Raw genomic sequence first — 24,210 nt, forward strand, 5'->3', positions numbered from 1 at the left:
CGGCAACGGTTGTCGGCGTGCTGGGTCATCTGCCACTTAAAGGAGCGGCAGGCAAGCCTGGCATTCCTGGGCCACTGCTACCTGATCCACACTCCCGATCGTCCCGAGCACACCGATCACCAAACCGTGGACCGGCTCGCGGTTCCTCACCGCGAAGGACGCCGACCCCGCACCGGCCTCGGGCCTCTGGCGCGTAGGCGCTACTCTGCGCTGCGGGAGGGAACATGAGCACAGTGGGGGAGCACGGTACGGCCGTGCGCACGCAGTCGTGCCCGGAGTGCGGCGAGGCCGTGCCGATGGACGCGCGCTTCGGCGCCTGGTGCGACGCATGCGACTGGAACGTCGACTCGGCGGCCACGAAGCCGGGCCCCGGGCGGATCGAGGCACTGCGCCGGCGCCTGGCCCAACGGCACGGGCAGGAACTGCTGGAGGAGATGCGGGAGGACACCGGCGCACGGCCGCGCCGCGACACCTCCAGCCTGCTCGCCCACATCATCGCCCTCGCGGTGCACGGCTTCACGCTGGCACTCGCGGTCGTCGGAGTACTGCTGGTGGTGCTGGGCTGGAGCACGGTGAGCCAGCCGGTGGTCGGAACCCTGCTGCTCCTGCTCGCCATCGGCCTGCGCCCGCGCTTCGCCAAACTGCCCGACTACGGGACGGTGCTGCACCGTCCTGACGCGCCGCGGCTGTTCGCCCTGATCGACGAGGTCGCGGCGGCCGTCGGCACCACCGGCGTGCACACCGTGGTGATCGGACCGCAGGCCAACGCGAGCGTCGGCACGTTCGGCGTCCGGCAACGACGCGTGCTCCACCTCGGACTCGGTCTGTGGGAAATCCTCACGCCCCAGGAGCGCGTCGCTCTCCTCGGCCACGAACTCGGCCACTACGCCAACGGAGACCTGCGCCACGCAAAGATCGTCGGCACCGCCCTCAGCTCGCTGAGCCTGTGGTGCTACGTCCTGGCGCCCACACGGTCCCCCAGCTTCCTCGAGCGCGTCGCCAACGCCCTGATGTCCGTGCCCCGCGGCCTGGCCCACGGTCTGCTGGTCCTGCTCGACCACGTGACCCTGCGCGCCTCGCAGCGTGCGGAGTACCTCGCCGACAGGGCAGCCTCCGCCGCTGCTTCCACCACCGCGGTCACCGCACTCATGGACCGGCTCCTCGTCTGCGACACCGTTGACACCGAACTCCGCCGCGAATCGGTCACCGCCCAAACCGGAATCGGCGGCACGAAGTCGCGCGGCGAGGCATGGCAGGGGCTGTGGGAGCGCCTCGCGGCACACATCGCCTCGGTTCCCGAGCGCGAGTTCGAGCGTCTCCGCCGGGCCGGTGCCCTGCGTGGGCACAGCGTCGACTCGACCCACCCGCCGACCCACCTGCGACGCCGGCTTGTCGTCGAGGGCGAGGACCTGCCGGCCCGCGTCCGCGTCGACGACCTCACCGCAGCCGCGATCGCCGCGGAACTGGCGGACCCCCGCAACCGACTGGCCCGCACCGTCATCCGCGACTACGCCGGCTGACGCGGTTCCCGCCTCGCAGGAGGCGGTTCACGGCTCCGTACAGACGAGAAAGGGGGCGCCGGGAGAGTCCCGGGCGCCCCCTTCTCGCGTACTGCCGTGGCTTACGGCACGTCGATGCTCAAGCGTTGCGAGCGTCAGTCGGCTTGCGTCCAGCCAGGCCAGGAACGGGATGCAGGTGCGGACGTTGCCGCAGTCTCCTTTGTGGGTGTTGAAGGTGTAGCGGGCCCCGTGCGGATGTCAGCCAGAGTGCCCTGCAGCCTTGGTCGCCTTGTCACCGCGTAGGGAGCGGGGGCTTAAGAGGCACTCCAGTGGGGGGCGCGGCCGAGGTAACGCAGAAGGATCGCCACGTCGTCGTCGCCCTCGTCGGGGACCAGGGCGACGGTGTACGCGCCGCGGGGGCGCAGTGGCTCGACGATCTCCCTGGCGACCTTGAGGAGGGGGCGGGCCAGCTCGGGTGTGAGCGGCGAGGGCCGGCCCGTCGCGGCAGCGATGTCCCAGGCGTGGACCGCTGCGTCCAGCCCGCACGCCGCCGAGCCGGACCACGGCGACAGCCTGTGCGGCGGCACCGGCACGGGCGCCTCGGCGGCGTCCCGGTCGACCCCCGCCCAGGCCTTCGCCGCGCGTGCCAGGGCGTCCTCCAGGAATGTTGCCGGGTCCACCCCCTCCATGTCGCCCGATGGGGCGAACGGGTTGAAGTCGGGGCCCGGTTCTCCGGTCAGCGCGGCTGCGTAGCCGATCTGGTCGCCGACGGCGTGCTGGAAGACCTGGGCGACGGTCCAGGCCGCGCAGGGCGTCGGCAGGTGCCAGCCGTCGGCGGGGACGGCGCGGACCGCCGTGCGCAGCGCCTCGTGGGAGGCGTCCAGGACGTCCCAGCCGCTGGAGATCACGCCATCGCTCATCGGAGAGCCCTCATTCGTCGTGTCCGCACAGTGATGAAGGTTGTTGTCATGCGTCCACTCTCGGCTTGTGGCGACAGGAGAACCAGTGCCCTCCGCGACGAGAGGACTGCGAGTACCAGCCCCGAATTCAGGGGTGGATCACCAGGCCACCTCACCGTGACGGTCGCGGAAGGTACCGGTCGGCCCGTCCGCCCCGAGGGAGGCGAGTTCGACGATCGCGTCGGTCCCCTCGGTCACCGTCTGTGGGCCGCTGTGCCCGTTGAAGTCGGTCGCGGTGTAGCCCGGGTCGGCCGCGTTCACCTTCACGTCCGGCCAGGACTTCGCGTACTGCGTGGTCAGCATGGTCACGGCAGCCTTCGACGCCGTGTAGAGCGGCGCGAGGTGCCTCGACTCGACGCGTTCTGCGTCGTGGGTGGCCGCGAACGATCCCATACCGCTGGACACATTGACGATGACCGGGCTCGCAGACTTGCGCAGCAAGGGCAGGAACGCGTGCGTCACCCGGACGATCCCGACGACGTTGACCTCGAACACCTCGCTGGCGTCTGCGGCTGTGATCTGGTCGGCGGGGCTGTGCGTCCCGAGGATGCCTGCGTTGTTGATCAGGACGTCGATGCCGCCCTCACGAGCCTCGACATCGGCGGCGGCCGCAGCCACCGACGCGTCATCCGTCACATCGATGGGGACGAAACGGGCACCGAGTGCGTCGGCGGCCGCCCGGCCGCGCTCGGGATCACGCGCACCGATGAGGACGGTGTGGCCGGCCTCGATCAAGCGGCGGGCGGTCTCATACCCGAGGGACTTGTTGGCTCCGGTGATGAAGGTTGTTGTCATGCGTCCACTCTCGGCCTGTGACCAGAGGACAACCAGTGCCCTCCGTGACGGTAGGACAGCCAGTACCAGGCACGAGGACGGCCCGACGGACACAATGGCCGAGTGGACGAGACCCTGGGCACGGCACTGCACCGCTGGCGCGACCGCCTTTCTCCCGCCGACGTCGGACTGACCTCACGGCCCGGACGACGTGCGCTGGGGCTGCGACGCGAGGAACTGGCAGAACTCGCCGGGCTGTCGGTCGACTACGTGGTCCGCCTGGAACAGGGACGCGCCAAAAGCCCATCGGCGCAGGTCGTCGCGAGCCTGACCAGGGCACTGCAACTTCAGCCCATGGAGCGCGATCACGCCTACCGGCTGGCCGGCCTCCTGCCTCCCCAGGAGGGAACGGTCTCCACGCATGTTCCGGCCGGGGTCCAACGGATGCTGGCCCGCCTCGGGGAGTTCCCCGTGGGCGTGTTCAGCGCCGACTGGACCTTGCTGTCCTGGACCCCCGCATGGTCAGTCCTGATGGGTGACCCCGGCGCACGGACTCACGACGAGCGCAACCTGGCCCGGGCGGTGTTCGTCGCAGGGCCCAGCCGGCTCGCGTCCTGGCCCGTGCTCCACAACGACAACGCCCTGAAACCCGCCCTCGTCGCCGACCTGCGCACTGCTCTCATCGCCTACCCCCGCGACCGCGGCCTGACCGACCTCGTCGAGGAACTACGGTCCATCAGCGCGGAGTTCGCGCGCCTGTGGGACGAGGGAACGGTCGGCCCGCATGTCTCCGCCCGCAAGACCGTCGTACATCCCCAGGTGGGTGAGGTGATCTGCGACTGCGATGTGCTCACCGTCCCTGGCTGCGACATCCGCCTCGTCGTCTACACGGTGGCCGCGGGTTCCACCGACGCGGAAAAGCTGGAGTTCCTCCGGGTCACCAACGGCGGTCGCGCCGAGCGCCCCACACCTCCGGGGCCCGGCCTGTTCTCCACGCCGTAACACCGTCTCTCGCGGGCGTGGAACTGGCGGGCGGCGGGCTTGTTCCGCTCGCACAGTTCGTCCTGGTACTGCCGCGCGGGCTGCGCCACCTTGTGCCCTGTGGTGTCGGGGTCGACGCCGACCGTCTCCAGGAGGTGCCTCTGCACCGGCACCAGTGGGTCCCGCCCAGCCACCTGCCCGGCGACCCACGCCCCGACGTCCACCCCCTGGACGACGACCTCGCACGCCCCGGCCGGGAGATGCCGTTGAGCGCGTCCAGGCGCCGCCGCGTGATCCTGCACGTCGACGAATCCTGGACCCTGAAGTCGCCGAACGAGCCGGTCACCGCGACCCGGCCGACGACGATGACGGCGTGACCATCGCCTCCGTCGCAAGCCACCGCGGTGAACTCCCGGGCGTCCCGTCTGCGACGGCCGTTACGCCCGCGCCGCCACGTTGGTACACCGTCCGTCTCTTTTCAGCCAGACCCTTACAACGTCCCTGCACAGAAAGGTACTTCCCTACAAGGGCATGCACCTGACATCTTGCACCCACCACTGGTTTCGTACGGCCCGGTCGGTGCCACGAGCACGGCCGGGCCGTCTTCGGAGGACGCATTGATACCCCACACATCCAGCCGACCGAGACGCACGTTGGTGCTGGCGGCCGTGCTCGGCTCCGCCCTCGCGTTCGGCGCCCCAGGCGCCCTCGCGGGTACGCTCCCGGTCGTCCCCTCCACCGCGCCGGCCGCCAAGGCCCACGCTCCGGCCGCCGCGTCGGCGTCCCAGAGCGCGGCCTGGGTGGCCGGCACGCGTGCCTACCTCGTGATCACCGCCCCTGGTGACAGTTCGGCGGTCCGCTCCGCGATCGCGGCCAACGGCGGCACCGTCTTCTCGAGCTTCGACGGCATCGGCGTGATCGTCGCCCACTCGGCGTCCAGCACATTCGCCGCCACCATGCGCGGCGTCGCCGGCGTGCAGCAGGTCGGTGCCACGCGCACCTCGGACGTCCCGGCCGACGCCTACACCCCGGCGCTCCCGCCCAATCCCGCCCAGGCCTCGACCCCGGCCGGAGAACCGGTCCGGGCCGACATGAGCCAGATCAAGGCCGACCAGGCCTGGGCCGTGAACCCGGGCTCCGCCTCCGTCACAGTCGGCGTCCTGGACACCGGTGTGGACGACCAGCACCAGGACCTGGCTCCCAACTTCGACGCGGCCGACTCGGTCTCCTGCGCCTACGGCAAGCCCGACACCCGTGCCGGTGCCTGGCGGGACGTCGACACGCACGGCACCCACGTAGCGGGCACCATCGCCGCGGCCAAGAACGGCAAGGGCGTCGTCGGTGTGGCCCCCGGGGTGAAGATCGCCGCGGTCCGGGTCGCCGAGCCGGGCAACTCCTTCTTCTTCGCCGAGAACACCATCTGCGGCTTCGTCTGGGCCGGTGACCACGGCTTCAAGGTCACCAACAACAGCTATTACACGGACCCCTGGCAGTTCAACTGCCCGGACAACATCGACCAGGCCGCCATCATCGAGGGCGTCAAGCGCGCCCAGGAGTACGCCGAGAACAAGGGCTCCCTCCAGATCGCCGCCGCGGGCAACGAGAACTACGACCTCGCCCACAAGACGACCGACTCCGCGAGCCCGAACGACTCGACGCCGGTCACCCGCACCATCACCAACGCCTGCCTCGACATCCCGACCGAGCTGCCGGGCGTGGTCACGGTCGCGGCCAACGGCACGGGCGTCACGAAGGCCTCGTTCTCCAACTACGGGCAGGGCGTCATCGACGTCGCGGCGCCGGGCAGCAACGTGTACTCCACCGTCCCCGGCGGCGGCTACGGCAGCAAGAGCGGCACCTCGATGGCCACCCCGCACGTGGTCGGCGTGGCGGCGCTCATCGCCAGCGCCAACCCGGGCATCACCCCGGCGCAGCTGCGCGCCAAGCTGGCCGAGCAGGCCAACGACATCGCCTGCCCCTCGGACAGCCGCTGCACGGGCACGACGGCCAACAACTCGTTCTTCGGCGAAGGACAGGTCGACGCCCTCAAGGCCGTCGGAACCACCCCGCCGGCCGGCAAGTACTTCGAGAACCTCGCGGACTTCGCCATCAACGACAACGCGACCGTGGAGAGCCCGATCACCGTCACCGGTGTGACCGGCAACGCCCCGGCCACCCTCAAGGTGGGTGTGGACATCAAGCACACCTACATCGGTGACCTGAAGGTCGATCTGGTGGCGCCGGACGGCACCGTCTACACGCTGCACAACCACACAGGCGGCAGCGCCGACAACATCTCCCAGACCTACACCGTGAACGCCTCCGCGGAGGTCGCGAACGGCACCTGGAAGCTGCGTGTCAACGACAACGCCGCGTCCGACACAGGCAAGATCGACGCCTGGAACCTGACCTTCTAGCACAGGACGGACCTGGCAACGCCCGCGTCCAGCACGTACAGCGCCGGCGACCGCTCCCGCCCGCAGCCGCGGACGAGACGGGCTCCGGCCTGTTCGGTCAGGGGCGCGAACTGCTGGGCCGCAGAGGGCACATGGTCCTCGGCCGCGGTGTACGCCGCGGCCGAGGCCACGCGGGCCCAGCCACGACCATCAGCTGAAGGTCTTGAACAGGAGGAACCCGCCGCCGACCGCGAGCTGCGTAGGGGCGTAGGGGCCGAGGGGGACGTCAACAGAATCAAGACGATCAAACGGCAGATGTACGGCCGAGCCTCCTTCACCCTGCTCAGAGCCCGCATCCTCCTCCAGCCGTAGCCGTCACGGATGGGCCGTCACGACCCGCTGATTGGCCACTGAGCGCCGTAGTTTGCCAATTCGGCGCTCAGTACGCGAAGGGCATCTGTTCAGTCGAGGATCGCGGTGGCTTCGATCTCGACCAGGTGGTCGGGGACGTCCAGTGCCGCAACGCCTATCAGCGTGGCCGGAGGAACCGGGGTGATCCCCAGCTTCGCGGCTGCCCGGGAGATCCCTTCCAGGAGCGCGGGCATCTTGTCGGGGGTCCAGTCGACGACGTAGAAGGTCAGCTTCGCCACGTCGTCGAAGGAACCGCCGACCTCGGCCAGGGCGGTGCCGACGTTGAGATAGCTCTGCTCGACCTGGGCGGCGAGGTCGCCTTCGCCGATCGTGACCCCATCGGCGTCCCAGGCGACCTGCCCGGCGATGAATACCAGCCTCGATCCGGATGCGATCGACACCTGCCGGTAGACATCGATCTTGGGCAATCCGCTGGGATTCACAAAGGTGATGGCCATGTTGCGTGTCTCCTTGTCCTGAGCGCCGGTGGGCTCGCGTCCGCGCTGACCGTGGCCGCTATCGGTCTCTTGTGGTTACTCAGGAACTGTAGGAGAGTGGTCGCTGACGTGGAAGAACGCACTTTTCGGTGACTGGAGAACCTTATGGTGACCAAGCAGTTCACAGGCTCGCCCGAGGATGCAGACCTGGCGCGTGCGGACTCCTTGGCGCGAGAGATCTTCTCCGACGTCGCCAACAAGTGGGCGTTCCTGATCGTCGAGGGTCTCGGTGATCGCACCCTGCGCTTCAGCGAGCTGCGCAACGAGATCGAGGGCATCAGCCACAAGATGCTCACCCAGAACCTGCGCATGCTGGAGCGCAACGGCCTGGTCGAGCGCACCGTGTACCCCACCGTCCCACCGCGGGTCGAGTACACCCTCACCAAGCCGGGCCAGGCTCTGCGAGCGACAGTCGACGGGATGTGCGGCTGGACCCGCCAGTACCTCGGTCACATCGAGGCGGCCCGCCGTCACTTCGACCTCTGACTTCTGCGGCCAACGGGGGGGCGTCCCCGCTCGTCCGAATCTCAGCCCGAGGGCGTAGCGCGCAGGCTGCTTCTGGCGTAGCGGTCACGCAAGCGCGGTCACAACCGACTGGCGTGCTCAGTCACACGTCGGCGTACGGCGGTTCGCCGGGAATCTCCACACCTCTGCTCGGGCTCACCAACCGGCGACGGTCGCGTTTCAGCAGGTCAGCGCATTCTGTCGGTTGGTCAGTGATCCGTAAGAGGGTTCTGGTTCAGAGAATTGACCGGGCCGAACAAGATGCCCCGCATGCGTGCCGTCGGTCTTGGCTCCACGCTGAGATCATGGCTACCGACCACCCCGTCGTCATCTACCCACCCGCGGTAGACGGCGGCCGGCGCGTCCGCATCGACGGGCAGTTCGTCGGCATCGCCTACGGCCTACTCGATGTCGTGGCCTTCCTCCAGGAGGCTGGTCTCCAGGGGTGGGATGAGATGGATGTGGTCCAGTCGTCGCTGATCGAGTGGCGGGCCGGCGGGCCGGATGTGTGGGCGCACTGACACATGGACTGCGGTCACCATGTTTCGTCAGCAGGCACCTCCTCGAAGTCCACTGGCCGGACCTGCGCCCCGAAGCCGCCACCGACCGGCACCAGGGTGCGTATCGAGTCGTGATCAATCCATCGAGTCGTGATCAATCCGCGGGATTCACCCTCATAACAAACGCTGATCACGCGGCCCATGGGCATTCGTACTGGATGCGTATGCCGGTCAGCCGGTGGGCAGGCCGATCTGATCGCGTTCGAGCACGGTGCGGAGCTCCGAGAGGATCTGTGCGGCGGCCAGTCCTGCGGGGCCGTCGAGGGTGTCTGCTGTCAGCTCGGCCAGCGTATCGGTGAAGGTCGCCTCCACCGCCTCGACGAGTTGCAGGCCGTCATCGGTCAGTTGCAGCAGTGATGAGCGGCGATCCGATGGATTCGTGCGCCGTACGACCCATGCCTGCTTCTCCAGGCGATCGATGCCCTTGCTGCTCGCACCGATCCCGATGGCGAACTCGGCGGCGAGGTCCGCCACCCGGGATCCAGGGTGGTCGCGCAGGAAGCGCAGGAACTCGAACTGCGAGGTGACGATCCCGTGCCGCTCGCGAAGACGTTCGTTCAGCGCGTTGTAGAGGCGCGTCTCGCAGCGGACGAGATCGGCGAAGAAGCCCGGTAGGTCGACCCGGCCACCGCTTGACTTGGATGCCATGGCATATATCTTAACCTAGATGCCTGGGCATATAGTTCCTCGGCATGCACTTGCGATGGAGGCGACAATGAGCAGGCAACAGCGCGCGAAGATCGACGCGATGGTCCGACGGCCTCAGCCGGAGGGCCCTCGGTCGGTGGAGGAGCTCCGCGCCGGGTTCAGGGCGATGATGGGGGAAATGCTCGTCCCGGCTGGGATCCGCACCCGCACTGCGACGCTCGGTGATCGGCCCGCGGTGCTCGTCGAGCCGGCCGGCACTCCGAAGGCCGGGACGATCCTCTACTTTCACGGCGGCTCTTACGTGGTCGGTTCACCGGAGACGGCGATGTCGCTGACGGGGAACCTGGTGACCAAAACAGGGTTCAGGGCATTCTCTTTGGATTACCGGCTTGCCCCTGAGTATCCGTTCCCGGCCGCGATCGAGGACGGGTTGAGCGCCTACCGCACACTTCTCGACAGCGGCGAAGACCCTTCGGCGATTGCGTTCGCCGGGGACTCCGCCGGTGGCGGCCTCACCGTCACCACCTGCCTCGCCGCCCGCGACGCGGGCCTGCCCATGCCTGCCGCAATCGTGGCGTTCTCCCCCGGACTCGACATGACCCGGACAGGCGAGAGCATGGACACCAAGGCAGGCATCGACCCGTTCTTCACGCGTGCGGGCATGGAACACACCGGGACCATGTACCTGGCGGGACAGGACCCGCACCATCCCATGCTCAGCCCCGCCGTCCTCGCCGACCTGACCGGCTTCCCCCCGATGCTTCTACAGGCGGGCACCAACGAAATGCTCCTGGACGACTCCACACGCATGGCCACACACGCGAGGGAAGCCGGAGTGGACGTCATCCTGGACGTCACCGCCGATGTCCCACATGTGTTCCAGGCCTTCGTCGGCCTCCTGGACGAAGCCGACGAGGCACTGGAGCGCGCCGCTCTCTTTCTCAGTCAGCGCGTCCGCGCCAGGGGCACGGCACACACGTCGGCAGGCTGAAGCCCGCAGACGATCTGATACGGGCCACGGTGCGCACCCCGGGCCCTGGCTCGCCGTTCCTATTCCTGGCGGCCGGCGCCCCACCCCGCTCCGAGGGCCGTTGAAGACCCCGGGGCTGCGTTCCTCCGTGGGCGGTGGCTCACGCGGCCGTGTCAGATCTTCTTGCGTGACGCGAGTGCAACCGACCGACAGCGAATGGGAGTTCGTCGAGCTGTACCTGCCGATCGGCGAGTACGGCCCGTACTCCGAGCGGCTGCGACAGCAGTTCGAGGGCGTGATCTGGCGGTTCAAGACGGGCGAGCAGTGGCGGAAGATGCCAGCCGAGTTCAGCGCCTGGTCGACCGTCCACACCGCTTCCGGCAGTGGCGTGACGCAGGCGTCTTCGAAGCCCTGCTGGACGGACTGATCGCAGAGGCCGCGAAGCGGGGTGAGGTGGACCGGTCCCCGGTCAGCGTCGACTCCACCACCGCGCGCGCTCACCATGACGCTGCCGGGATGCATCTGGGCCAGGACGTCATCACCGCACTCGAGAATGCCGCCGAGGAGGAGAAGGCCAGGCAAAGGGGGGCGACTCCGCGGGACAACATGGGCAAGCGGTCGGGACCGGACCCGAGCGGGAAGAGCGGCGACGCGTCCGACGGCGGCGGAACTCCGCCTGAAGGGAGGTCCACCTCGCCGCCGACCGGAAACGGTTCCGCGGGCCCGTCGGCCGCCCCCGTACCCGGCCAGGCGCCGCCGCCGGGGATAAGACCTACTCGTCCCGCGGTAACCGAACCCACCTGCGCAGACGCCACGTCAAGGCCATCATCCCGGAGACGAAGGACCAGGCCGCCAACCGGAAGAAGAAGGGCTCCCGGGGTGGTCGGCCCGTCAGCCTCGACGCCGACCTGTACAAGGAACGGAACACTGTCGAGCGTCTGATCAACAAGCTCAAGGCCTGGCGAGGCATCGCCACTCGGTATCAAGACGCTTGTCCCGACGGATCACGGCCCAGCGCGACGACGACTGCGCGCGCCTGCTCCAACAGAAGAGCAGCGCAGGGCGATTGCCGCGCATGGCGTCCCTTCCTTCCCGAACTGACATGTATCGGGGCCAGTTGTCGTCCCCGATACGTGTCGACCAGTGCAAGCTTCGGCGTGGGTCGTGCCAACGGGGCGGACCCGGTCTCGAGCACGGTGCGTACAGACAATGCTGGTTGCGGTGGGCCCGGTGAAGTACCTCCACGGGCGGTGAAAGCCGGAACACTGTCTTGCCTTCACTGCCATCGCCGCGACCCTCACATGCCACCGGCGGCTCACCAGCTGAGAGCGACGTCTTACAGCTGGTCCCCTGGGCCGTCCTGTACCCGGCGCCGGGGTTCAACCCGCGTGAAGCGACCCGCGATCCGCTGCATCAGGCCCTCGAATGACTCCTGCAACCGGGCACGGTCTACGCTGTGACCTGCGGCCACCGCATGATCTTCAGTCTTCACACACCGATGATCAACGGTGGCCGCACCCGTTTTCACAGCGCCCTCACCGCGGATCGTGCCAGGAGGACATATGCAACACGGCGAAGTCTGGTGGGTCGAGTTTGATGAGCGACGGCCGGTCGTGCTGCTGCCGGGAGACGAGGCGTCCGGGCTCCGGGCGATGCAGGTCGTCGCTCCGGCGGGCGTCGACATCAGCGGTCTGGCCATCGAAGTGGCCGTGGGCGCCACGGAAGGACTGCCCTTTGAAGGCGTGCTGCGGTTCGCGTTATCGCGTCCAGGCTTCACCCCTTGCACGTGGCTGACCACCGTGTCCCGGGACGACCTGGTCGAGCGGGCTGGCGTGCTGTCCTCCGTGAAGCTCAAGGAGATCGAGGACGCCCTCCGTGTCGCCGGACAGCCGCAGGAGTGGACCGCGACGGCAGCTGCGAAGCTCAGCGAGATGAAGGATGCCCTCCGCCTCGGCGGACTGGAGTAAGCGGGCCGTGATGGCGGAGAGGGAGACCATGACCGTGCACAGTGCGAGGCGTGCGGAGTGTGGTCCTGCGTCGTGGTGAGCGGGGCATCCGGGATGGTGATCGGCTGGGGGGAGTGCCCAGCCAGTACGCGCCGAACAGGGCAGTGAGGCCGCGATGGAGGGCTTCCGAGTCCGCTGACGGTTCTAGCCTGCGTCGGGTGATGACAGCTGATGACGTGTTGTTCGTCCTGGCCCTGTTGGAGCGCGCGGGGGCTGATGTCTGGCTGGGTGGCGGATGGGGGATCGACGCTCTGATCGGCGAGCAGACCCGAGACCATCGCGACCTGGACTTGATGCACCGGCAAGACCAGGAAGCCGCTGTGGTGACGGCGCTCTCCGCAGCAGGTTTCGTGGAGAGCCTGAACTGGAGGCCCATCCGATTCGTCGTGACGGCTCCGGACGGCCGGGAGATCGACCTTCATCCGCTGGTCTTCAGCGATGACGGCTCAGCAGCGCAGGCGTCACCTGACCCGCAACGCCCCTTCGCCTATCCCTCGTCCTGCTTCGTGACGGGCATCATCCAGGGAGCGCCCGTGCCGTGCTTGTCCGCCGAGCAGCAGGTCTACTTCCATCAGGGCTACGAACCAACGGGACGTGACCGCCAGGACATGGCGTACATCCGCCGCGTCTTCGGCATCGCCACGCACTTTTGATCCAAGCCGAAACGATGACAGGACAGACGTTGCTCTGAAATCTCGGCAAGCAGTAACGGAGGCTTACTGAAGCAGGATCATCTTGCGGAGTAGTTCGAATCCGGCACGTCTCCTACCGGCTCGCCTCGACCCGGGCGCGGACCGAAGTGCCCGCCAAAGCCGGCTGGCCGCTGCATGGTTCAGCTCGAAGTGACCAGGCACAGCCAGGCCAGGCCGACTTCGCAAGGCGACAGCACGAGCCTCGACGTGAGCCCCACCGAACTACCGTGTTCCGGCCGCACCCCGGGTTGAGTTCACGCGCTCAAGCTTGGTCCAGCCAGTCCAGCCTCGCTTCGTCAACAGCTCGATCAGCCGACGGGCCGGCGGCAGGGTGTCGAACACATGTGTATCCAGCAGCTCAGCGAGCGGTGGCTCAAGTGCGGTGTCGTCGACGTAGAACTCGCCCTGTTCGTTGGCCATTTGTGTGATGTAGGCGGCCAACTTGTCGGCCAGTTCATCCAGCCGTGAGTCGTTGTCGGTGCCGTCGAGAGCCTGGCTCAGGGTGAGATAGAAGTCGATGACCTGCGGGTCGGCGATGTGCTCCCACTTGCGGGCCATCCACTCCGGGACTCGTTCGGGCGAGCGCGCGGCCAGCGGAATCCAGCCGTCACGCTCGACCTGGACAACCCTTTCGTCGACGCCGAGCGCCCGCAGCCGGTCAAGGTAGTCGACCACCTCCTGGGGGAGTACCAGGCTGTCCCCGGCGGCGAGGCGGGCGATCCGCTCCCGGTGTCGCTGCCGCTCCCGAATCTCCGCCCGCAGCCGCTCGTCGATATCTGCGACCGCCGCGGCAAACTCCTCCTCGTCTGCCTGGAGCAGCTCCCGCACGCGCGACAGCGGGACCCCGGCCTCGGCGAGGGTTCGGATCTTGACCAACTCGACCACGGCGTGGGCGCCATACCTCCGATAGCCCGAGTGGTCCCGCTCCGGCTCCGATAGCAGCCCCTTGGCGTGATAGTGCCGCACCGCGCGCACCGTCACTCCGGCATACGACGCCAGCTCGCCGATAGTCAGCATCAGACCCCTCTCCTAGTTCGCAGCCCGGGTCCCGTAGAGACGCCGCGACCAGAGGTAGCCGACCAGCCCGATCACCCCACACCAGCCGATGGCCCAGAGCACGTCCGAACCATCGAGCGATCCGGCCAGCAGACCGCGGAAGGCGTTCATGATCGGCGTGAACGGCTGGTACTCAGCGAACCACCGTAGTCCGGTCGGCATCGACTCCACCGGCACGAACCCGCTGCCCACGAACGGCAGCAGTATGAAGATCATCGGCCAGTTACTCGCGGCCTCCACGTTCGGGCTGGCCAGGCCCAGCGCGACGGTGAACCAGGTCATCGCGAACGACAGCAGCGCAAGCAGGCCGATCAGACCCGACCACTGCGTCACCGAGGCGGCGGTCTCCAAACCGAGCAGGAACGCTGTCCCGAAGACCGTGGCGAGTGCCAGCGCAGTCTGGACCATCGCGCCCAGCACATGGCCGGTGAGTACCGAGACCCTGGCGATGGCCATGGTTCGGAACCGGTCGATGATGCCGCTCGTCATGTCGGTGGCGACCGAGACCGCGGTACTGATGGACACGCTCGCCACCGCCATCACCAAGATCCCGGGAGTGATGAACGTCAGGTAGCCGCCGCGATCCCCGGCCGGGGCTCCGGGCAGACCGGCGCCCATGGTGCCGCCGAAAACGTAGACGAACAGCAGCAGAAACAGCAGCGGCAGGCCGATCAGCATCAGCGTCTGCGACGGGTACCGGGCCATGTGCTTCAGGTTGCGGCGCAGCATGGTCGCCGAATCGCGGACGGCATACGTCGAGGTATTCATGCCGGCACACCCTTGGGGGACTCGTCGGCAGCAGAGTGGTCGGTCAGGGCCAGGAACACGTCATCCAGGTCCGCGGTGTGCACGGCGAGCCCGGTCACTGCGACGTCGTCGATCCCGGCCAATAGCCCTCGCAGCGTGGTGAGGCTGCCGTCATACGGCAGGCCCAGAGTCAGCGCCGCGACGTTCGGGCTCGCCTCGGGGAACCGGCGCACCAACGCAGCCAACCGTTCACCGTCGGCGGCCTGCAACTCGACGTGACCGCCGGGGACCAGCCGCTTCAACTCGGTCGCGGTGCCCTCCGCGACCAGCCGGCCGCCGTCGAGCACACCGATCCGGTCGGCGAGCTGGTCGGCCTCCTCCAGGTACTGGGTGGTGAGGAAGACGGTCACCCCGTCGGCCACCAGTTCCTGCACGATCCCCCACAGGCAACGGCGGCTGCGCGGGTCGAGGCCGGTGGTCGGCTCGTCGAGAAAGATCAGCCGCGGCCCGGCCACCAGGGTCATCGCCAGGTCCAACCGCCGCTTCATACCGCCGGAGTACGTCACCGCGCGCCGGTCAGCGGCATCAGCCAGCTCGAACCGCTCCAGCAGCTGCTTCACCACGCTCTCCGCCTGACGCCGGTCGAGGTGACCGAGGTCGGCCATCAGCCGCAGATTTTCCCGCCCGGTCAGTAACTCGTCCACGGCGGAGAACTGCCCGGTCACTCCGATCGACGCACGCACCTGGTCTGCCTCGCGGCGTATGTCGTACCCGGCGACCCGAGCCTCACCGTCGTCTGCGGGCAGCAATGTGGACAGGATTCGAACTGTGGTGGTTTTGCCGGCCCCGTTCGGTCCGAGCAGGGCATAGACGGTGCCTGCGGGGACGGTCAGGTCGACGCCGGCGACTACCTCGTGGTCGCCGTACGACTTGCGTAGTCCGGCGACCTCGATCGCATTGGTTCTCGTCGTCATGCCCACCATGCTGAGAGGTTGCCCCTGCGTCAGGGGCAACTGTTGCGGCTACATGGCCCCGAACCCTCGAGACGGAGGGGACTCACACCGTCCACGGCCGGCCGCCGTGGCGATGGATTCTTCTGTATCGGGGCGGAAGATTCCGCCGCTGACTGTGCGGGTGGCCAGGGCGAGCAACCTGCCGCTCACTGATGTTCTCGACGTACCGCAGTACCCACACCAGCACAGGCAGCCGGTTCCGTGTGGCCGATCCCATCCCCGCGCACGCCTGAGCACCCGTCGGCTCCTCCGGCCTCGATTCCCGCGCATGAGCACCATTGGCCCGATCGGTAGGGGCATGGTCGGCGGCACCGTCGCCCGCCTCGCGGGTCGCCGCCGGACACGACGTCTTCCTCAGTGACCGGCGCGGTCCGGACACGCTGGCGAGCCGATGGCCGAACGCGGCCCGCGCGCCTCGGCGGCCACTCCCGCCGAGGCCGGCGGCCTGGTCGTCGTGACGAACCCCCTGCACGCCTATCGCGCCTGTCCCGTCGAGCCGCTGCGGGGCAAGACGCTGGTCGGCCGCAATGCGGCGACGAGCGCCCCGATGGCGGCCCGCGGGCTGTGGACGCTGTCGGAAGAACCGACCGGGGTCACCTGGCCGACGAGGGTCTACCTCGGCTGACCTTCCAGCCGACCTCGATGTGCTGGTTCATGCCGAGCTGCTTATGACCGGCGATGCGTCGGTGGGACTACAGGCCGTACGTGCGCTGCTGCGCCGGCCATGGTCGCCCCGCGGCTCGACGTGGCACGTGGAGCAGCTTGCGTTCTGCGCAACCTCATGCTGCGCGCCGTCCCGTAGACCGTCTCGCGTGCTGTGACGACTGTGGCAGCGCACGATTCGAGCCGTACGAAGGAGTGGGTCCGACATGTGTGAGTCGCTGAGCGATGCCGCGGGCTTGCCCCCATCCCGCAGAATGCTGCTGGGGGCGGCGGCATCGGCCACTGCCGTCGCCGTACCCCTGTGGGGAAATGAACGGGCTTCGGCCGCCACGCCGATGACGGGATCGAAGGGGTCCGGGAAGGGCCTGTCGCTGACCTTGCTGGGCACCAGCGGTGGCCCGCCACCGCTCGCGACCCGGTACGGCATCTCCTCGGCGCTCGTCGTCAACGGCCGTACATACGTGGTCGATTGCGGGCGGGGAGCGGTCACCCAGTATCTGCGAGCCGGGCTGTCGATACCCTCCCTGGCCGGCATCTTCCTCACCCATCTGCATGCCGACCACATCGTCGACTACTACGCCTTCCCGTTGCTGGCGGCCGGTGCCGCGGGAGCGCAGGGTTTCCAGAACGCCATCGACGTGTACGGCCCCGGGCCGGCAGGCATGGACTCCACTGTCACCGGCGCGCCCGGGTCCCTGCCGGGGACAGTGGAGATGACGCGGCTCGCCGGCCAGGCATACGCGGCATCCCCCACCTTCTTCATGACGGAGCACGCGGGCATCGACCCGGCCGCCTTGCTGAACGTCCACGATCTCCTACCGCCCCCCGCAGTCGGCGCCTCCGCGACCCACACCGCACCGTCGATGCGGCCGTTCACCGTCATGGAGAATGACGACGTCAAAGTCACCGCGGTCCTCGTCCCGCACGGGGCGGCGTTCCCCGCCTATGCCTACCGTTTCGACACCGACCACGGCAGCGTCGTCTTCTCCGGGGACACCGCCCCGACGCCGAACATCGTGACGCTCGCCCGCGGCACGGACGTCCTCGTGCACGAGACCGTCTACCCCGCCGGGCTGGCAAGCCTCGGACTGCCGCAGACTCTGATCGACCACATCCTGACCACCCACACCGATGTGGCTCAACTCGGCCGCATCGCGGCCCAGGCCGACGCGCGCACGCTCGTCGCCACCCACCTCGGCCCGGGACAGGAGTCCGTGGTCAGCGACCCGACCTGGCGACGCCTGCTGCACCACAGTGCTCGCGACGCCGACTACAGCGGCCGCATGCTGCTGGGCACCGACCTGATGCGCGTCGCGGTGCGCTAGCGAGGGACACCTGCCCGGAGCGGTACTCACGACGGCGCACGGCCTGAACTGTCACGAGTCGTCGATGTCGTTCACCTTGCTTGCGGTCCAACGGCATCTCCAGCGGGGGTGGGCCGCATGCGGTCCTGGCGCTTTCGCGAGCAGCACCGGAGTCCGCAGCGCTTTCGGTGCCGCAGTCCCTGTCCCGACCGCGGCCGTGGGCGAGCAGGTGGAGGTCGTGTGGGGCGAGCCGAACGGGGGATCACCGAATCCGGCCGTCGCGCCCCTTCCCCAACAGGCACTGACGGCAGCGCGCGGCCCGGCGCAGAGAGAACCCGCCGGATCGCGGGCTCGACACCCATGAGGGCTAGAACGATTAAGTAGTTCTCTGTAGCATGAGCCCGCCTAATCGATTTAGTAGCTCTTTCTCGCGCGGGACGCGGGATGGAGGAGGTGGTCGCCGATGTCAATCATGCAAAGCGTCGTCGCCCTCGGTGGACCGGGGCCGCCGGTGGAAGTGGAGGGACTCCCCAGACCGGGCCGCTGCTTGGTCATGGGGATCCTGAACGTCACGCCGGACTCCTTCTCCGACGGCGGCCTCTACGCCGACACGCGCCGCGCCGTCGACCGTGGGCTGGAACTCGCCGCGCAGGGCGCCGACATCGTGGACGTCGGCGGCGAGTCCACCCGGCCGGGAGCAAGTCCCGTCGCCCTGGAAGAGGAACTGGCCCGTACCGTCCAAGTGGTGCGTGAGCTCGCCCGAGCCGGGGTGTGCACGAGCATCGACACCCTGCACGCACCCGTCGCCCGAGCCGCCGTTGAGGCGGGAGCGCGCCTGGTGAACGACGTCAGTGGTGGCCTGGCCGATCCGGCCATGGCCCGGACGGTCGCCGCCGTCGGTGTCCCGTACGTGGCCACGCACTGGCGTGCGCCGAGCCGCGAGATGGACCGGCATGCCCGCTATGACGATGTCGTCACCGACGTCACGGCCGAACTCACCCGCAGAATCTGGCGGTTGACGGACCAGGGGGTCGACCGTGCCCGCATCGTCCTCGACCCGGGGCTCGGTTTCGCCAAGCGGTCGGAGCACGACTGGACGCTCCTGGCCGGCCTCGGGGCTCTACGGCGGCTGGGGTACCCCCTGCTCGTCGGTGCCTCCAGGAAGCGTTTCATCGGTGCGGCTCTCACGGACGGCGGGGCCGGTGAGGTGCCGCCCGCAAGGAGGGACGCGGCAACGGCCGCCGTCTCCGCGCTCGCCGCCCTGGACGGGGCGTTCTGTGTGCGCGTCCATGACGTCCGGTCCAGTCTCGACGCCGTGCGCATGGCGTCCGCGTACCAGGCCCACCGCACGCAGCAGCCGTAGAAGATCCCCACTCCGTACGCCGACGGGCGAAAGCCCGCCGACTCACTGCTAAAACTAGATCGATTTAGTGCCCGCGCGGTAAGCCAACAACCAGAAGGAGCCGCAATGACAATCCCCTCCCTCCAGGACGCCATCGACAAGGCCGGATCGCCGATCAATCTGCTGTGGCGGCCGAACGCCGAGCCGTGGACGCCGGAGGTCGTCGAGCGCGAGTACGCCGGCTGGCGTCAGGAGCAGGCCGCCTGGCACGAGGGCGTGGCCCTCCTCAACCTCTCGCACCACATGTACGACATGTGGATTGAAGGCCCGGACGCCACCAGGGTGTTGGCCGACCACGGCACTAACAACTTCGAGAAGTTCGCCATCGGACAGGCCAAGCAGTACGTGCCGGTCACCCGGCACGGCCACATCGTCACCGACAACATCCTCGCCCGCGAGGGCGAGAACAAATTCCTGCTCAGCGGCATACCGGCAGCCCAGCACTGGGTGCAGTACCACGCGGAGAAGGGCGGCTACGACGTCGCGTTCGAGACCGACGCCTCCTCTGCGTTCCGGCCCGGCGGCGGTGACCCGAAGCTCTTCCGCTACCAGATCCAGGGCCCGCTCGCGGTCGAGCTGATCGAGCGGGTCTTCGGCGGGCCGCTGCCGGAGACGAAGTTCTTCCATTCCGCCGCGGTCACCCTCGACGGCCGCTCCTTCCGCGCGCTGCGCCACGGCATGGCGGGACAGGCCGGCTACGAGTTCATCGGCCCGTGGGAGCACGCACCCCACGTCCACGAGGCGTTCCTCAAGGCGGGCGAGCCGCTCGGCCTCGTCCAGGTCGGAGCCCTCGCCTACGCCACGCCGAGCGTGGAGAGCGGCTGGGTCCCCTCGCCGGTGCCCGGCATCTACACCGACCCCGAACTCGCGGAATACCGCAAGTACCTGCCCCTGTTCGGCATCGAGGGCAAGCGTCCCCTCAACGGCAGCTACTTCTCCGAGAACATCGAGGACTACTACGTCTCCCCGTACGAGCTCGGCTACGGCAAGGTGATCCACTTCGGTCACGACTTCGTGGGCCGCGACGCCCTGTTGAAGGCCAAGGAAGGGCCGCTGCGCACCAAGGTGACCCTCGTCCTCGACCCCGACGACGTGCGCACCGTGGTCGGCCAGGGCGAGGACCCCGGCTTCGTCCTCAGCTACGCCCGGCACCGGGTGGAGAGCGACTCCGGCCTGGTCGGCGTCACGATGCAGAGCGCGTCGATCGACCCCGTGGGCACCGTGCTCGCGCAGACCCTGATCGACCCCGCGTACGCCGCACGGGGCACCGAGGTCACGGTCGTCTGGGGCGAGCACCCCGGTTCCGGTACCGACCCCGAGGCCGACCTCGGCTTCCCGCGCATCCGAGCCACCGTGCAGCCTTCGCCGTTCAACGAGCACGCACGCACCCTCTACCGGCGCGACCGCTGAGACGAAAGGAAAAGCGTCTCGTGAGCACAGCACAGACAGCGGTGGCCACCTCGCTGCTGGAGGACTTCTCCCTGGAGATGACCGGGAAGGACGTTCCCAAACTGGAGGAGGCCCGCGACAGCATCCCCCAGGGCACGCGCATCAACGTCACCTTCCTCGGCAACGAGGACCTGCGGATGCGGCTGGACGCGGCCCGGGCGGTCAAGCGGCTCGGCTTCGTCCCCGTACCGCACATATCCGCCCGCCGCCTCGGCTCCCGCTCCGACTTCGAGCAGTTCCTGGCCGGTCTGCGGGCCGACGGCACGTCCGACAACGTGTTCCTCGTCGGCGGCGACCCGGCCCATCCCGAGGGCCCCTACGCCGACTCCCTGTCCCTGATCGACACCGGACTGCTGGGGGAGTACGGCGTACGGCACGTCGGCGTCACCGGATATCCGGAGGGCCATCCCGCGATCGACGGTCCGACGCTGTGGTCCGCGCTGGAGGGCAAGCACGCGGCGCTCGCCGGGCAACCCCTGGAGGGCAGCGTCATCACCCAGTTCGGCTTCGACGTGGACCCGGTCCTCGCCTGGGTGGTCGAGGTACGGCGCCGCGGCATCGCCCTCCCGATCCGCATCGGTGTGCCCGGACCCGCCGGGGTGCGCCGGCTCATGTCGTACGCCGCCCGTTTCGGGGTCGGCACCAGCGCCTCCGTCGTCAAGAAGTACGGCTTCTCGCTGACCAACCTCATGGGCACCGCAGGACCGGACCGCTTCCTGCGTGACCTCGCGAAGGCCTACGACCCGGAGCGCCACGGCGACTTGAAGATCCACTTCTATACGTTCGGCGGGCTCAAGGCCACCTCCGACTGGGCCGCCCGCTTCCGGAAGGAAAGCCTGGCATGACCGTCACACAAGACGCCCCGGCCCCCACCGCCACGGGCAAGTCCCCTGCCCGGCAAGCCTCGTTGATCGTGCAGGGTGCCGACGCCACCGGCATCGTCGCGGCCGTCGCCTCCGTGCTGAGCGACCACGGCGCGAACATCGTCTCCCTCGACCAGTACTCCGACAATCCGCAGGGCGGCGCCTTCTTCCAGCGCACCGTCTTCGGACTCGGCGGTCTCCAGGCCGCGTTGCCGGCGCTGCGGGCCGATCTCGACAGCCGCCTGGTGGCGGGGCTGGGGCTGAGCTACACGCTGCGGGACATGTCGGTGCCCAAGCGGGTCGCCATCTTCGCCTCCAAGTCCGACCACTGTCTGCTGGACCTGCTGTGGCGCCACCGGCAGGGCCAACTGCCCGTCACCGTCGCCATGGTGATCTCCAATCACCCCGACGTGGCGGAGGAGGTTCGCAGCTTCGGCATTCCCTTCTTCCATGTCCCCTGCCAGGGCGCGGACAAGTCGGCGGCGGAGGCGGAGCACCTGCGGCTGCTGAAAGGGAACGTGGACTTTGTCGTCCTGGCCCGCTACATGCAGATCATCTCGGGTGACTTCATCGAGAAGGTCGGCGTGCCGATCATCAACATCCACCACTCCTTCCTGCCCGCCTTCATCGGCGCCGGCCCCTACGCCAAGGCCAAGGGCCGAGGGGTGAAGCTGGTGGGCGCCACCGCGCACTACGTCACCGAGGACCTGGACGAGGGCCCGATCATCGAGCAGGACGTCGTCCGCGTCACCCACGCCCACACCGCGGCCGACCTCGCCCGCCGGGGCGCCGACGTGGAGCGCGCGGTGCTCTCCCGCGCGGTGCTGTGGCACGCCGAGGACCGGGTCATCCGCGACGGCAACCACACCATCGTCTTCGCCTGATGGCACCCCGCCCGGTGCGGGAACGGGGGGCCTGCGCGCCTCGCACATGCACGCAGGCCCGCGCTCTCGCCCGGGCTGATCGTCGCTCACGACAGGAAAGCGGTTCGCCACCATGACAACCACCATCGACGGCACCAGGATCGCCCGGCGGATCCGGTCGCAGGTCGCCGAGGCGGTCGCCGGAGCTGCGGGGTCGGGACCGGTCCCTGGACTGGCCACCGTCCTTGTCGGCGACGATCCGGCAAGCGCCGTGTACGTCGCCGCCAAACGGCGCGCGATCAGGGAAGCCGGTATGCGCGACTTCCACCGCCATCTGCCCGGGCACGCGACCCACGACGACGTGGCCGCCGTACTCGACGAACTGGCCGCCACCCCCGAGGTCTCCGGCATCCTTCTCCAACTCCCGCTGCCCCGGCACCTGGACGCGGCCCCGCTGATCGACCGCATCCCCGTCACCAAGGATGTCGACGGCCTCACCACCGCCAGCCTCGGCCGCCTCGCCCGCGGTGAACGGGGACTGCGCCCCTGCACCCCCAGCGGGGTCATCGAACTCCTCGACGCCGAGGGCATCGCGCTCAGGGGCGCGAAGGTCGCGGTGGTCGGCTGGGGCGAGCTCGTCGGCAAGCCCCTGACCCACCTGTTGCTGCGGCGCGGGGCGACCGTGTCGGTGGCCCACGAACACACCACCGACCTCGCCGCGGTCACCCGGCCCGCTGACATCGTCGTGGTGGCCACCGGCGTACGCGGTCTCGTCGGCCCCGAACACATCCGGCCCGGCGCCGTCGTCATCGACGTCGGCATCCACCGCACACCCTCCGGCCTGACCGGAGACGTCCGCTCGCGCGAACTCGACGGCATCGCCGGACGTATCACCCCCGTCCCCGGCGGGGTGGGGCCGATGACCATCGCGATGCTGCTGGTCAACACCCTGCGGGCGGCCGAATGGGGTGCCGAACGTGCGGCCGTCGCGGCCTGACCGGCCGTTCGCGGCAGGCAAGTTCCCGGTGGATCAGTCGCCTTCCCTGGCGCTGCTCGCCGGACGTCTGGCCACCGGTCTGGTGGATGTCACAAGCGACCCTTCAGCCCTGGACTCCGAGGGCTTCTGGGCGGTGGTGGCCGACTTCGAGGGCCGTCTGACGTGTGCCCGCTTCCATGAGTACGGCACATGCGGAACCTCCCGAGGGCGCCATGGCACGGACCTTGCACGGATGCCTGGTCCACCTCCCTCGACCGCCATGCCTACATGGACGCAGTGACCCGCATCCGTGAGCACATCGCAGCCGGTGAGGTCTACCAGGCCAATCTGTGCCGGGTGCTTTCCGCCCCGGTCGCGCCGGACGCCGATGTCATGGCGCTGGCCGGGCTGCTGGCCCGGCACAATCCGGCGCCGTACGCGGGAGTCATCCGTCTCCCGGAGCACGGGGTGGAGGTGGTCACCGCCTCGCCGGAGCTCTTCCTACGGCGGGAGGGCCGGGGCGTCGGGTCCGGGCCGATCAAGGGAACCGGGCGCACCGAGGCCGACCTGCTGGAGAAGGACCACGCCGAGAAGCTCGTCCACCTCGTGTCGACGGTGCGGGGGAGCCTCGCCGCCGACGCGGGCTGGCCCGAGCTGCTGGCAGCGACGTTCCCGCCCGGCTCGGTCACCGGGGCACCCAAGGAGAGCGCCCTGCGGATCATCGAGGCGCTGGAGACCTCGCCTCGCGGGCCGTATTGCGGCGGTATCGGCTGGGTCGACGCCGACCGTGGCCGGGGCGAACTGGCCGTCGGCATCCGCACGTTCTGGACCGACCGGACCGAAGGACTGCTGAGGTTCGGTACCGGAGCGGGCATCACCTGGGGCTCGGACCCCGAACAGGAATGGCAGGAAACCGAACTGAAGGCGCGTCGGCTGCTCGCCGTCGCGAGCGGAAGTCCGGCATGGCAGTAGAAGAG

The 24,210-nt window shown here is 68.8% G+C and carries 24 protein-coding genes and 2 pseudogenes; 18 read left to right on the plus strand and 8 right to left on the minus strand.

Features of this window, described 5'->3' with window-relative positions; all coding sequences use genetic code 11:
- Positions 1 to 224 precede the first annotated feature (224 nt).
- Positions 225 to 1,520, plus strand: coding sequence for a M48 family metalloprotease (locus OG866_RS43060; RefSeq protein ID WP_329343369.1), 1,296 nt, complete (start codon positions 225 to 227; stop codon positions 1,518 to 1,520).
- Positions 1,521 to 1,813: 293 nt separating this feature from the next.
- On the opposite strand, the gene OG866_RS43065 is transcribed toward OG866_RS43060, so the two are convergent.
- Complete coding sequence (locus OG866_RS43065) at positions 1,814 to 2,419, minus strand: TIGR03086 family metal-binding protein (RefSeq protein ID WP_329343371.1); 606 nt, start codon at positions 2,417 to 2,419, stop codon at positions 1,814 to 1,816.
- A 138-nt stretch (positions 2,420 to 2,557) separates the two neighbouring features.
- Positions 2,558 to 3,253, minus strand: coding sequence for an SDR family NAD(P)-dependent oxidoreductase (locus tag OG866_RS43070; RefSeq protein WP_329343373.1), 696 nt, complete (start codon positions 3,251 to 3,253; stop codon positions 2,558 to 2,560).
- 102 nt (positions 3,254 to 3,355) lie between these two features.
- Between OG866_RS43070 and OG866_RS43075 the strand changes: the two genes are divergently transcribed.
- The 3 genes from OG866_RS43075 to OG866_RS43085 all read left to right on the plus strand — a co-directional run bounded on the left by OG866_RS43075 (position 3,356) and on the right by OG866_RS43085 (position 6,630).
- Positions 3,356 to 4,234, plus strand: coding sequence for a helix-turn-helix transcriptional regulator (locus tag OG866_RS43075; protein WP_329343374.1), 879 nt, complete (start codon positions 3,356 to 3,358; stop codon positions 4,232 to 4,234).
- 17 nt (positions 4,235 to 4,251) lie between these two features.
- The gene (locus OG866_RS43080; protein ID WP_329343375.1) at positions 4,252 to 4,590 is read left to right on the plus strand and encodes a hypothetical protein; all 339 of its coding nucleotides are present in this window, start codon (positions 4,252 to 4,254) and stop codon (positions 4,588 to 4,590) included.
- A gap of 279 nt (positions 4,591 to 4,869) precedes the next feature.
- The gene (locus OG866_RS43085) at positions 4,870 to 6,630 is read left to right on the plus strand and encodes a S8 family peptidase (RefSeq protein ID WP_329343376.1); all 1,761 of its coding nucleotides are present in this window, start codon (positions 4,870 to 4,872) and stop codon (positions 6,628 to 6,630) included.
- On the opposite strand, the gene OG866_RS43090 is transcribed toward OG866_RS43085, so the two are convergent.
- On the minus strand, positions 6,627 to 6,800 hold the full coding sequence (locus OG866_RS43090) for a hypothetical protein (protein WP_329344608.1): 174 nt from the start codon (positions 6,798 to 6,800) through the stop codon (positions 6,627 to 6,629). The two genes, OG866_RS43085 and OG866_RS43090, sit on opposite strands and share 4 nt — an antisense overlap.
- 270 nt (positions 6,801 to 7,070) lie before the next feature.
- Positions 7,071 to 7,478: a RidA family protein gene (locus OG866_RS43095; RefSeq protein WP_329343378.1), complete on the minus strand. Its 408-nt coding sequence runs from the start codon at positions 7,476 to 7,478 to the stop codon at positions 7,071 to 7,073.
- A gap of 144 nt (positions 7,479 to 7,622) precedes the next feature.
- Here OG866_RS43095 and OG866_RS43100 point away from each other — a divergent pair, with 144 nt between their 5' ends.
- Together OG866_RS43100 and OG866_RS43105 are read left to right on the plus strand one after the other, a co-directional pair.
- Entirely contained in the window at positions 7,623 to 8,003 is a 381-nt protein-coding gene (locus OG866_RS43100; RefSeq protein ID WP_329343380.1) for a winged helix-turn-helix transcriptional regulator, read from the plus strand.
- Positions 8,004 to 8,326: 323 nt separating this feature from the next.
- Complete coding sequence (locus OG866_RS43105) at positions 8,327 to 8,542, plus strand: hypothetical protein (protein ID WP_329343381.1); 216 nt, start codon at positions 8,327 to 8,329, stop codon at positions 8,540 to 8,542.
- Positions 8,543 to 8,752: 210 nt separating this feature from the next.
- On the opposite strand, the gene OG866_RS43110 is transcribed toward OG866_RS43105, so the two are convergent.
- The gene (locus OG866_RS43110; protein ID WP_329343382.1) at positions 8,753 to 9,229 is read right to left on the minus strand and encodes a MarR family winged helix-turn-helix transcriptional regulator; all 477 of its coding nucleotides are present in this window, start codon (positions 9,227 to 9,229) and stop codon (positions 8,753 to 8,755) included.
- Positions 9,230 to 9,296: 67 nt separating this feature from the next.
- On the opposite strand from OG866_RS43110, the gene OG866_RS43115 reads away from it, so the two are divergent.
- The 4 genes and pseudogenes from OG866_RS43115 to OG866_RS43130 all read left to right on the plus strand — a co-directional run bounded on the left by OG866_RS43115 (position 9,297) and on the right by OG866_RS43130 (position 12,858).
- Positions 9,297 to 10,220, plus strand: coding sequence for an alpha/beta hydrolase (locus tag OG866_RS43115; protein WP_329343384.1), 924 nt, complete (start codon positions 9,297 to 9,299; stop codon positions 10,218 to 10,220).
- 166 nt (positions 10,221 to 10,386) lie between these two features.
- Positions 10,387 to 11,200, plus strand: a pseudogene (locus OG866_RS43120) (IS5 family transposase); the annotation flags it as partial.
- Positions 11,201 to 11,761: 561 nt separating this feature from the next.
- Positions 11,762 to 12,166, plus strand: a complete 405-nt coding sequence (locus tag OG866_RS43125) for a type II toxin-antitoxin system PemK/MazF family toxin (RefSeq protein ID WP_329343386.1) — start codon at positions 11,762 to 11,764, stop codon at positions 12,164 to 12,166.
- Positions 12,167 to 12,366: 200 nt separating this feature from the next.
- Complete coding sequence (locus OG866_RS43130) at positions 12,367 to 12,858, plus strand: nucleotidyltransferase domain-containing protein (protein WP_329343389.1); 492 nt, start codon at positions 12,367 to 12,369, stop codon at positions 12,856 to 12,858.
- A 261-nt stretch (positions 12,859 to 13,119) separates the two neighbouring features.
- Here OG866_RS43130 and OG866_RS43135 read toward each other — a convergent pair whose 3' ends face one another.
- The 3 genes from OG866_RS43135 to OG866_RS43145 are packed head-to-tail and all read right to left on the minus strand — an operon-like array spanning position 13,120 to position 15,674.
- A complete protein-coding gene (locus OG866_RS43135; protein ID WP_329343391.1) occupies positions 13,120 to 13,914 on the minus strand; it encodes a MerR family transcriptional regulator in 795 nt (264 codons plus the stop codon).
- 12 nt (positions 13,915 to 13,926) lie between these two features.
- A complete protein-coding gene (locus OG866_RS43140; protein ID WP_329343392.1) occupies positions 13,927 to 14,721 on the minus strand; it encodes an ABC transporter permease in 795 nt (264 codons plus the stop codon).
- Positions 14,718 to 15,674: an ATP-binding cassette domain-containing protein gene (locus OG866_RS43145; protein ID WP_329343394.1), complete on the minus strand. Its 957-nt coding sequence runs from the start codon at positions 15,672 to 15,674 to the stop codon at positions 14,718 to 14,720. The genes OG866_RS43140 and OG866_RS43145 overlap by 4 nt, the downstream gene beginning before the upstream one ends.
- Positions 15,675 to 16,104: 430 nt before the next feature.
- Between OG866_RS43145 and OG866_RS45315 the strand changes: the two genes are divergently transcribed.
- From OG866_RS45315 to OG866_RS43185, 8 genes and pseudogenes are all read left to right on the plus strand, one after another.
- Positions 16,105 to 16,338, plus strand: coding sequence for a hypothetical protein (locus OG866_RS45315; protein WP_443063624.1), 234 nt, complete (start codon positions 16,105 to 16,107; stop codon positions 16,336 to 16,338).
- Positions 16,339 to 16,711: 373 nt separating this feature from the next.
- Positions 16,712 to 17,701 (plus strand): MBL fold metallo-hydrolase, encoded by a 990-nt coding sequence (locus tag OG866_RS43155; protein ID WP_329343396.1) that lies wholly within the window; start codon positions 16,712 to 16,714, stop codon positions 17,699 to 17,701.
- Positions 17,702 to 18,152: 451 nt separating this feature from the next.
- Positions 18,153 to 19,043 carry a dihydropteroate synthase gene (folP, locus tag OG866_RS43160; protein WP_329344562.1) on the plus strand — a complete coding sequence of 297 codons (891 nt, stop codon included), beginning with the start codon at positions 18,153 to 18,155 and terminating at the stop codon, positions 19,041 to 19,043.
- 105 nt (positions 19,044 to 19,148) lie between these two features.
- The gene (locus OG866_RS43165; protein ID WP_329343398.1) at positions 19,149 to 20,492 is read left to right on the plus strand and encodes an aminomethyl transferase family protein; all 1,344 of its coding nucleotides are present in this window, start codon (positions 19,149 to 19,151) and stop codon (positions 20,490 to 20,492) included.
- A gap of 77 nt (positions 20,493 to 20,569) precedes the next feature.
- Positions 20,570 to 21,376, plus strand: a complete 807-nt coding sequence (locus OG866_RS43170) for a methylenetetrahydrofolate reductase (protein ID WP_329344564.1) — start codon at positions 20,570 to 20,572, stop codon at positions 21,374 to 21,376.
- Positions 21,373 to 22,278: a formyltetrahydrofolate deformylase gene (gene purU / locus OG866_RS43175; protein WP_329343400.1), complete on the plus strand. Its 906-nt coding sequence runs from the start codon at positions 21,373 to 21,375 to the stop codon at positions 22,276 to 22,278. Before OG866_RS43170 ends, purU begins: the two co-directional genes overlap by 4 nt.
- A gap of 112 nt (positions 22,279 to 22,390) precedes the next feature.
- A complete protein-coding gene (locus OG866_RS43180) occupies positions 22,391 to 23,254 on the plus strand; it encodes a bifunctional 5,10-methylenetetrahydrofolate dehydrogenase/5,10-methenyltetrahydrofolate cyclohydrolase (RefSeq protein WP_329343402.1) in 864 nt (287 codons plus the stop codon).
- 28 nt (positions 23,255 to 23,282) lie between these two features.
- Positions 23,283 to 24,205, plus strand: a pseudogene (locus OG866_RS43185) (chorismate-binding protein).
- Positions 24,206 to 24,210 lie beyond the last annotated feature (5 nt).

The sequence above is a fragment of the Streptomyces sp. NBC_00663 genome, assembly GCF_036226885.1.
Lineage (GTDB): Bacteria > Actinomycetota > Actinomycetes > Streptomycetales > Streptomycetaceae > Streptomyces.